Below are 1,034 nucleotides of genomic sequence, written 5' to 3' on the forward strand. Positions count from 1 at the left end.
CCATGTCCGGCCGGCCCCAGGGGCCATAAACGGTAAAGAAGCGCAATCCCGTTGTTGGGAGCTGATAAAGATGGCTATAGGCATGGGCAATCAGCTCATTGGCCTTTTTACTGGCGGCGTAGAGAGAGACAGGATGATCGACATTATCCCCCACGGAGAAGGGAACCTTGACGTTAGCGCCATAGACAGAGCTGGAAGAGGCAAACACCAGGTGGGGAACCTGATGATGTCGGCAGCCTTCTAGCAAATTCACAAATCCTGTCAAGTTGCTATCAACGTAGGCAAAGGGGTTCTGGAGAGAATAGCGCACCCCCGCCTGGGCAGCCAAATTGACCACGCACTCAAACCGCTGCGCCTCAAATAGGCCCGTCATCCCGGCCCGATCCGCGAGGTCCAGAGGCTGAAACCTAAAGTTTGGTTGAACCTTTAATTGATCCAATCGGGCTTGCTTAAGATTGACATCGTAGTAGGGGTTGAGATTATCGATTCCCCATACTTGCTCACCCTCTGCTAATAAGCGTTGAGCCAAATGATAACCAATAAATCCGGCAACGCCAGCTACAAGCACTTTCATAGAGCGGGTGCTGACTTAGAGTTTAAAGAAACAGATGGAATTAAAAAATCAGATGACCTCAACTATAGCCCAGCAAGATCTTAAGTTGCCGCAAATAAAACAGCGCCTGGGTTGCAGACGCTGAAGGTAGAGTCAGGGACTTGGAGTTAGCCCAGGGCTTCAGCTCCGCCAACCACTTCCAGGATTTCCTGGGTAATTGAGGCCTGACGGGCTTTGTTATAGGAGAGCGTCAAGCTACTAATCAGGTCTGTAGCGTTATCACTGGCATTATTCATCGCCGTCATTCGCGCTGCCAGCTCACTGGCAGCAGATTCTTGCAAAGCTCGCAGCAACTGGTTATTAAGATACAGGGGCAGGAGAGCGTTCAAAATTTGCACCGGATCCTGCTCAAAGATCATGTCTTGGGAAAAGCTTTGAGTCGGGGCTTCTGCCTTTTGGCGCTCAACTTGGAATTGTCCCC

2 protein-coding genes are annotated in these 1,034 nt (G+C 50.8%); both read right to left on the minus strand.

Going from position 1 to position 1,034, the window contains the following annotated elements:
- On the minus strand, nucleotides 1–574 hold a 574-nt coding region (locus tag AC2VE5_RS28090; RefSeq protein WP_486890786.1), incomplete at its 3' end, for a GDP-mannose 4,6-dehydratase.
- A 146-nt stretch (nucleotides 575–720) separates the two neighbouring features.
- Nucleotides 721–1,034 (minus strand): F0F1 ATP synthase subunit gamma (locus AC2VE5_RS28095; protein WP_486890787.1); only part of this gene is annotated, 314 nt, incomplete at its 5' end.

Source organism: Aliterella sp. E5.1 (genome assembly GCF_057473825.1).